Raw genomic sequence first — 7,908 nt, forward strand, 5'->3', positions numbered from 1 at the left:
CGCAGCGCATCACACTCAAAAAGGAAATTGGAATAAAGATATTTGAATATTAAGGACTTTTTAAGCTAGAGTTATTTTGAAAGTAAATTTAATTTTTGGAGATGATTTTTAGTGAAAAAACCAGTTATTCTTGGTTCGGCATTAGTAGCAGGCACATTGATTTTTACTGGATTAAGCGGTACGGCACAAGCAGAAGAAGAAGAGGGTGCTAAAACAGTTTGGGGAGAAATTCTTCCTGCAGAAACCGATGCAAATGGAAATGGATGGGCGGATGTAGGATTTGATTCCACATGGATGACGCAAGCATCTCAAGATAGAATATCTGAATTGACTTATGAAAAAGATTTTGGAGATTTGTCACAGATAGAATTCAATGAAACAGTCGCTAAAATATTTGAGAAAGAACAACAATTACAAGCTGACAATGACAATATGGAAAATGATAATCAAGTAGAAACTCCACAGCAGGACGGGAATCTACCACAAGCAACCCAATCGCATCTTGCGGATCTGGCTATGCATTCACCTAATCGGTTAGATGAACTGCCATTGGAAGGTGACCCGTATCACTATAATTTTGACCATGAAGGCTATGAGTTTGATTTTTCATACGATGGCATGTATTGGGAATGGGTATATGGCACAACTAAGAATTTTACAGCATATGAGCTGATTGATTTAGCGCATAATAATCCTAAGCAATTGGATGCAACTCCGGTACTCAATGGCGTTTATGATTTTCATTTAACAGACCAGATGGGTGAATATGTATATCATTTCTCTTCAGACGGTTCAGAATGGACTTGGTCATACGAGAAAAAATAGTATACGTTTTTAGATACAGAGAAAAGCTGCATGTTACATCAAACATGCAGCTTTTCTTATCAACTTGGATTTCAAGAAAATTCAAAGATTGTACCAAAAGGGGGGGACACTACGCCCCCCCCTTTAAGTGCCGAGTGCCAAAATATAGATTGTGAAGGGTTTTGACCTTTAATATCAATGGATACAGAGTTTTTTCACAAGGCTACAAAAGTAGCTATATTTTGGGCTACATTTTTAATATTTTGCAATTATGTATGATTTAATGTATATTTTATGCAGATAAAATGAAAGGTGGTAATCAGTGTGGGGACAGAAAAGAAACGATTAATGATTTCTTTGACAGAAGAACAAAATAACGAATTAGAAAAATTAGCAAAAGAAAAAGGGTTTAGTAAGTCTGCAATTATTGTTATAGCACTAGAAGAATATAAGAAAGGGCAGAAAAATGCATAAAAAAGAGGACAGCTAGCAATATGCTATACTGTCCTTAACCAAAAATGAAAAAGAGTTTGCTCCAGTAATCCGAAAGTTTGGCGACCGAAGATTACTAGAACTCATGTTTGTTTTCGTAATGATATTATATCATGTTTCGGAATTAATCAAACATGACTTGCTCTTTTTCGTTTTACGAAAGGGAGTTTTTTTAATGGAAAATGAAGAAAATCGCCAAAAATTAGATTTGGAGTTAACCGGACACTCTAATAGCCGGTTAAGTGTTGCACAGCTCGGACTATTAGAAAGAATATCTGTTAGTTTTGACCGTATAACTGTTGTTGGTGGATTTATTCCAGAACGAGAATCATGGGTTAAAAGGCATGTAGAAAGTAATAATCGTATTGATCTTCGTGATACGGGTTATGACAGATTTAAATGTCACGCTTTGGATAATAAAGTCTATGTAGAATATAATCGTAAACAAGCACAATCTATGGGTCGAAGTGAAATCCGAGTTGAGTTTAATCCAAATGAATTATGTGAAGAAGAAAATCAATTTGTTCAATTTATGTTTTTAGATAATATGAGAGATAAGCATTTTTCAAGAATAGATTTAGCTTTTGATGTTCCTGTAAATTTAGAAGATTATTATGTCATGTCAGATAAAAGTGTTAAGCAAACTGTATTTTATGGACGAAATAATAAACCAGAAACTAAATATTTTGGTGTTCGTGATAGTGAACGGTACATCAGAATTTATAATAAGAAAAAGCAGTTGAAAGAAGTAAAAGAAGAAGAATCTGAACACGATCATCTATGGAGAATTGAATTTGAATTGAAACGTTCAATGACGAATAAATGGGATAAATGTTTTGATGATTTACATATATTGCAGCCCGATTATTTATCGATTGAAAGTTTTGAAGAACAAGCAAAAATTTATTATTTGATGAATGAAATATCTGCTTGGTCGAAAATAGAACGCTCAACAAAATATAGATATAAAAAGAAAATCAAAGAAATATCAGAAGTGAATTTATCTGATGATTTGAGAGAAGTTTTGAGCGGTCAACATAAAAGATTGAGTGAAGAACTACATAGTTATATAACAATTTCACATCATGATAAGCTATATGATTTTGACTTTGAACTTTAGGGTTTAGGGTGGCTCGAGCCACCCTTTTTCGCACCAGCGAAAACAAGGGTCTAAGCCGACTGCAAGTCCACACGCTTTAACGACTTATGATAATAAGTCTAGTGTGTTATACTTTATGTGCGTATTAAAGATGTCCATGAGGAGGGGCAGCATGTCTTATTCTATTTTGAGGGTCGCCAAAGTAAAGGGATCTGTGAATACCACAGGCATTCAAAAACATAACCAAAGAGAGAATAAAAATTATAATAATAAAGACATTCGGCATGAGGACACATACAAAAATTATGACTTGATAAACGATAACAAGATTAACTATACAAAAAAAATAGAGGAGACCATTCATTCAAATTATTCAGGGCATCGTAAAATCCGGTCAGATGCCATTCGTCATGTGGATGGATTGATTACCAGTGATAGAGAATTTTTTGAGGGATTGAGTGAAGAGGAGACACACAAATTTTTTAGAGATAGCTTGGATTTCTTGGAAGCTGAATATGGAACAGACAACATGGTGTATGCCACTGTGCATTTAGACGAGAATGTGCCGCATATGCATTTTGGGTTTGTGCCATTAACAGAGGACGGGAGATTGTCGGCTAAAGAACGGTTAGGCAATAAGAAGGCGTTGACGGAGCTACAGGACAGATTTAACCAGTACGTGAATCAAAAGGGCTATGACTTGAGCAGGGGCACAGCCAAAACCGTCTCAGAACGAGAACATAAAGATATTGATCGTTTTAAGAAAGAGACGCAGTATCATCAAACAGAATTACAGAAGGTCAAAACAGAACTTAAAGCGTTTAGTGAACGCTTAGAGGACGATATAGCGCATTTGAGAGCCACTGAGGCCGTTGAGTATGAGAATGAGGTGGAAGTAAAGAAAGGCTTGTTTACAGGCCGAGAAGAGCTAGAAACAGGCCGTAAGGTGTTATCTGCTGAAGTATTCGAGGAACTACAGGAAACAGTCTCTGCTGCACGTAACATCGTAGATGATTATGAAAGCATAAAAAACACGGATTTGTATAAACAAAATGAATCGCTTAAACAAGGTAATTTACAATTATTGAAGGGCAATGACCGATTACAAGAGAAAAATAGAGAAATGAATGTCCAACTCGACGAAGAAAAGAAAGGCAGAGAAAAGGCTGAAACATTTTATGAAGTGCAAGAGGATATAGTCCGAGATTTGTATAAACACCTTAGGAAGTATATTAAGGGGTTTGAGAAGATGTACGACACTGTTAAAGATAAATTCCTTCAAAATGATTTAACGCGTGGATCTGGGCAATTTATGGAAATTGTGCAAAAAGAGGTGCATCTTGAGGATGAAAAGGAACGGAGAAAGCTTAAAAAGCGACAGAGAGATGATTTAGAGCTGTAGAGGTACTTTTATGCCGAGAAAACTTTTTGATGTGTGACAGGCCTTAAAATACACTGAGAGCGCAAGCGAAGTGGTAGCGACAGCTATCAACTTTCGCTTGGTAAAGCTCTTAGGATTTTTAAGGCCGCAGCGCATCACACTCAAAAAGGAAATTGGAATAAAGAATTTAGAGGGAGTGTTTTTATTGGATAAAATGGGTGATGAACTAGTTAGGGAATTTTATGAACTGTTGTTAAAAGAGAATGGTGAAGAAGCTATCATTCAAATATTTGGTGCAAAAACCTCAGCAGGTGAATTTGTAGAAAATCTTAGTAATCGTGAGTTTTTCTATATATATAATGCGTGGAGACTAGGTAGAGATGCTATAGAAGTTCCTGATAGTTTTAAAAAAGATTTGAAAAAATATAATAGCATGCATACTTTATTTGAGGTTAATTTACAGAGACTTAAAGAATTCTCTGTTAGGTCTGAGACTGAAGACCAATTTACAAGCAAAAAAAATTCAATAATGAGAAAGTACCTGAGATATTATCTTAAAGAAATATCTTATTATGATTAATGTTTTATAAAAAAAGGACAGTATAGCAATATGCTATACTGTCCTCAACCAAAAAAAGAAAAAGAGTTTGCTCAAATAACCTGGTAACTTTGGCGAGTGAAAGATTATTTGAACTCATGTTTGTTTTGTTTTCGTAATGATATTATATCATGTTTCGGAATTAATCAAACATGGCCTACTCTTTTTCGTTCAACGAAAAGGAGTTTTTTTAATGGAAAACGAACAAAATCGCCAAAAATTAGATTTGGGGTTAACCGGACACTCTAATAGCCGGTTAAACGGGGATAGTGTCCCCACCCAAGATATGAAAGTGTCCTTTGACCGCATTACAATAGTAGGTGACTTGATTACAGAACAGGCAAAAATATTAAGGGATCTGGTTGCTTTTGATTCTAATATTTCCGTGCGAGATGTAAAAACAGATATGTTTGAATGCAATGCATTAAGTAATAAAGCATATATCAGATACGACAAACATATTGGACAGGCATTGGGAAGAAGAAACATGAGGGTTGAATTTAACCCGAATAACCTGACAAGAGATGAACAGGGGTATCTGTTTGATACGTTTGTCAGTCGCATGGCGAATAGAGATTTTTCAAGAATAGACTTGGCATTTGATATCAACATAGATTTAAAAAAATATTATGTGATGTCGGACAAAGCAATCAAAGAAACGATATTTTTAAGTCGTAAAAAAGAAGTGGAAACGAAGTATTTTGGGGTTCGGGATAGCGAAAGATATATCCGAATTTATGATAAGAAAAAACAACTGAGTGAAGTGGAAGAAAAAGAAATAGAAGATGAATATTTCTGGCGGATTGAATTTGAACTGAAACGTGACATGACGAAGAAGTGGGATGTTTGTTTTGATGATTTAAGTATTCTTCAGCCAGCATGGAAAACGCTGGAGAGAAGTAGTGAACGTGCAATGGTTTATATGCTTTTGAATGAAGAAGATGAATGGGGTTACTTGGACAGAAAAACGAAAGCAAAATTCAAAAAAATACTTAAAGAAATATCTGATATCCATTTGGAAAATGATATGAAAAATATTTTGCAGAATGAGCATATGAGATTAAAAAATGAATTGGGAGATTGGATGCGTCCAAGTCAATATGACAAGATGAGATATTTTAAGTATTAACTTTTCTTCGTTTTTAAGTTAATACAATTTCATCTTTTGTTTTTATTTCTTATTAAACCAATAACTATTCCAATAAAAGCTCCTAATGTGGGTCCTGCACTCCAAATTAATGCTGATTCAATAAATATAGTAAAAATAATAGATAATAAAACACCAGCAAATAGTCCATAACTCATTCCATAACCAATATAATCTTTTTGCTCAGCATTATCTTTTTTCTTTTTTTGCTGTGAAATCACGAAAACAAACATTAAAACCAATAGCAAAAGCATAATAATGAACAATGTTACTTTCATAAAACTCACCCCATTTTACATTTGGCTGGAAGCGCTGAAACACAATAGTGGGTTATACTTTTAATAGAATTATACACTTGAATTATAAGGTTAGCATAAAGTTAACAACTGCCTAAAGGCATAAGACCGATTAGCATAAAGCTAATCTTCGTTAGTAAGACAGGAAATAGAAAATAGATTTAATGTGATTAATGGCTAGCAATCGCTAGCCTTTTTTTGTGCCAACAAAAAACGAAAGGGGTATGGGGAAACCCCATCAAGCCGGTCTATTCAGAACGAAGTGGCTAGAATAGACGACGCTTGCCAAACCCTATATAAACTTGCGAAAATGAGATTACAAGCGTAAGATACATTTTAAAAGATTATATTATCACGAAGTGAGAGGGTGGGATTTGTGAACGAAGAAAACAATTTGATGGCTAGCGACCAACTGCGTAAGCCCAGTCGCAAAGAGCCAAAGCAAATCAGTTTTAGAGTGAGCGAGGACGAATATGAAAAGTTGAGACAATCTGCCGAAACATTGAATATGAGTGTGCCTGCATTCGTTAAAAAGAAAGCGGAGGGCAGCCGATTGGTCACGCCGAAATTTGATAAGGCAACACGAGAAATAATTGTGCGTGAGTTGAGTGGCATCGCAAATAATACAAATCAAATCGCAAGAGTAGTGAATACGAAATATGTCGATGAAGCGCATTTAAATCGGAATTTTGAAGCGTTGAGAAATGAAGTGAATCAGCTATGGCAACGACTAAATTAGGGAACAGTAAGCAAGCAAGTAGAGTCATCAACTATGCTGAAAAACGAGCGGTTGAAAAAAGCGGAATGAGTTGTGATCCAGAGTATGCGAAAGCGCAATTCAAATCATTGAGAGAATTTCATGGCAAGAACGATGGCATACAAGCCCATACGATTATTCAGTCCTTTAAACCCCATGAGACGAATGAAAAACAAGCGAATCAGATGGGCTTGGAATTAGCTGAAAAGGTAGCAGATGGGTTTCAAGTATCCGTCTATACACATAATGATACCGAGCATATTCATAATCATATCGTGATTAATGCAGTCGGGTTGGATGGGCAAAAGTATAAGAGCAATGCGAAGCAGCGCCATCATGTCAAAGAGATGAATGACGAAGTCTGTAGAGCGCATGGGCTCTCTGTCGTTGAGGAGAAAAATGCAGATATAAATTATACGTTGGCTGAAAAATCGGTGCTAGAAAAAGGCCAATCCAGTTGGAAAGATGAAATCAGACAAGCAGTAAACCTCTCCAGAAGCCGTACAAGCGATTTTGAGAGCTTTCAGGAGGATTTGGGGGGTCTGGGTATCGAAATGAAATTAAGAGGCACTACGGTCTCTTATAAGCACCCTGATGTCCATAAGTGGGTGCGGGCTAAGAAATTGGGGTCGGAGTATGAAAAGGAGGCCTTGGAAAATGGATTTAAACGAGAAGTTGAAAGCGCAGAAACAAAAACAATCGACAACCCCCACGAGTGGGCACACTTCGAACGGGTCACATCTGGGAGACGAAGTGGCAGAACTGAAAAAGCAAAACAATCTGCTGAGAGAACGCATGATAGAGATAGAGCATTCACAGGACGAGCGGAACCAGAAAATCGACCGTCTGTTAGAAAAACTCGAAAAAGGGACAACGGATTGGAATTATAAAGTGAATCAAGCCACAGAAAGCGTCAGCGAAGACTTACGGAATACACAAAGAAGAAATTTTGCGGAATTGAAAGAGAGCTTTGAGAATCAGAATAAATTGAGTAAGCAATTTCACAAAGTACAGGGGTATTCATTCTTTGCGTTATCCATAATCGCTATGGTGTTGCTCATTGCATTAATCGCCAGAACGCTTGCGGTGGGCGTGTGGGAAGGCCTTTTTCTATCGCAGCTTTGGAATTTGGGAGAATGGTATTGGAGTGCCTTGACGGTAGTCATCCTGGTGGGAATGGTTGGTGGACTGTTGCTGTTGATTCTTAAGGGATTAGAAGGGTTAAGGTAGTCGATCCTTTTATGCCGAGAAAACTTTTTGATGTGTGACAGGCCTTAAAATACACTGAGAGCGCAAGCGAAGTGGTAGCGACAGCTATCAACTTTCGCTTGGTA

Annotated in this window: 10 protein-coding genes; 9 read left to right on the forward strand and 1 reads right to left on the reverse strand. The window is 36.5% G+C overall.

What is annotated here, in order from left to right; genetic code table 11:
* The first annotated feature begins 111 nt into the window (after positions 1–111).
* From ABD734_RS03980 to ABD734_RS04005, 6 genes are all read left to right on the forward strand, one after another.
* Entirely contained in the window at positions 112–825 is a 714-nt protein-coding gene (locus ABD734_RS03980; protein ID WP_344701654.1) for a hypothetical protein, read from the forward strand.
* Between the two features lie 303 nt (positions 826–1,128).
* Complete coding sequence (locus ABD734_RS03985; protein ID WP_344701655.1) at positions 1,129–1,278, forward strand: ribbon-helix-helix domain-containing protein; 150 nt, start codon at positions 1,129–1,131, stop codon at positions 1,276–1,278.
* A gap of 193 nt (positions 1,279–1,471) precedes the next feature.
* Entirely contained in the window at positions 1,472–2,416 is a 945-nt protein-coding gene (locus tag ABD734_RS03990) for a replication initiation protein (protein WP_344701656.1), read from the forward strand.
* Positions 2,417–2,567: 151 nt separating this feature from the next.
* Positions 2,568–3,797 carry a MobV family relaxase gene (mobV, locus tag ABD734_RS03995; RefSeq protein WP_344701657.1) on the forward strand — a complete coding sequence of 410 codons (1,230 nt, stop codon included), beginning with the start codon at positions 2,568–2,570 and terminating at the stop codon, positions 3,795–3,797.
* Positions 3,798–3,867: 70 nt separating this feature from the next.
* Entirely contained in the window at positions 3,868–4,356 is a 489-nt protein-coding gene (locus tag ABD734_RS04000; protein ID WP_344701658.1) for a hypothetical protein, read from the forward strand.
* Positions 4,357–4,567: 211 nt separating this feature from the next.
* Complete coding sequence (locus tag ABD734_RS04005) at positions 4,568–5,503, forward strand: replication initiation protein (RefSeq protein ID WP_344701660.1); 936 nt, start codon at positions 4,568–4,570, stop codon at positions 5,501–5,503.
* A 29-nt stretch (positions 5,504–5,532) separates the two neighbouring features.
* Here the strand turns inward: ABD734_RS04005 and ABD734_RS04010 are convergent, their stop codons facing one another.
* The gene (locus ABD734_RS04010) at positions 5,533–5,799 is read right to left on the reverse strand and encodes a hypothetical protein (RefSeq protein ID WP_344701661.1); all 267 of its coding nucleotides are present in this window, start codon (positions 5,797–5,799) and stop codon (positions 5,533–5,535) included.
* A 394-nt stretch (positions 5,800–6,193) separates the two neighbouring features.
* Between ABD734_RS04010 and ABD734_RS04015 the strand changes: the two genes are divergently transcribed.
* From ABD734_RS04015 to ABD734_RS04025, 3 genes are read left to right on the forward strand one after another with little or no spacing between them, the layout of a single operon-like run.
* On the forward strand, positions 6,194–6,556 hold the full coding sequence (locus ABD734_RS04015; RefSeq protein ID WP_344701662.1) for a MobC family plasmid mobilization relaxosome protein: 363 nt from the start codon (positions 6,194–6,196) through the stop codon (positions 6,554–6,556).
* Complete coding sequence (locus ABD734_RS04020) at positions 6,538–7,464, forward strand: relaxase/mobilization nuclease domain-containing protein (protein WP_344701663.1); 927 nt, start codon at positions 6,538–6,540, stop codon at positions 7,462–7,464. The genes ABD734_RS04015 and ABD734_RS04020 overlap by 19 nt, the downstream gene beginning before the upstream one ends.
* A gap of 1 nt (position 7,465) precedes the next feature.
* Positions 7,466–7,804 (forward strand): hypothetical protein, encoded by a 339-nt coding sequence (locus ABD734_RS04025; RefSeq protein ID WP_344701664.1) that lies wholly within the window; start codon positions 7,466–7,468, stop codon positions 7,802–7,804.
* Positions 7,805–7,908 lie beyond the last annotated feature (104 nt).

The organism is Salinicoccus jeotgali (assembly GCF_039538805.1).
GTDB classification, from domain to species: Bacteria; Bacillota; Bacilli; order Staphylococcales; family Salinicoccaceae; genus Salinicoccus; species Salinicoccus jeotgali.